Genomic DNA, 751 nt, shown 5'->3' on the forward strand with positions numbered 1-751 from the left:
AAGAATATATTTTGAGAACATGGTCAGCCGCGTTACCATCACGATAACCCACAACAATATCACCATTACTTAATGCAGTAACTTGGGCATATTGAAGCCACGTATAATCACTATCTATCGTAACGGGGCTTACAACTTGATTACCATTTTGATCGTGCACCTCTAAAACAAGAGAGGCTGGAGTAGTGGCAGTTGTCGTATAAACAGATACGATATTTCCATCCGAGGTTTCATCAATATTGGTAAAATAGGCAAAACTATTAACATAAAAATCAGACGTCTGCGTACCGTTTTCATCAATGATCACCACTCCCATATAATAGGTTCCGTTATGTGCAACCTGCACGCTCACAGCAAAACTCCCATTAGCTAAGGTAATAATATCTTGTGGAGCTCCTAGGTTATTTCCATCAACAGTAATCAAGAATTCACTCGTTGCAGCCGTTCCATCTTCATTGTAAATACGACCTCTCGTTGACCATCCATTCGATGCATCAACCCACACTATCGCATATTTTCCATCAGGCAAGCTGGTGGTTTGTGATGCAGTTTGATTTCCTGCCGTGGATGTATTTGCAGTTGTTGAAGCGGAACCCGCTTCAGCAAACGTCAAATCGGTAGGTCGATGGGACACTAGATTGTCACGATAATCGAAATCTCTGCTTAACCCTACCGCGTCAGAGCCATCGGCTGATATGTCTCCATCGGTATCAGATAAGGCAAACTCCCCTGACGCAGAAATATTCTCATC

Annotated in this window: 1 protein-coding gene; it reads right to left on the reverse strand. The window is 42.6% G+C overall.

The features are described 5' to 3' along the window. Window positions 1-751: hypothetical protein (locus AACW06_RS19830; RefSeq protein ID WP_192076367.1), on the reverse strand; the 751-nt coding region annotated here is incomplete at both ends.

This window comes from Vibrio sp. S12_S33 (genome assembly GCF_963889785.1).
In the GTDB taxonomy this organism is placed as follows: Bacteria; Pseudomonadota; Gammaproteobacteria; order Enterobacterales; family Vibrionaceae; genus Vibrio; species Vibrio aestuarianus.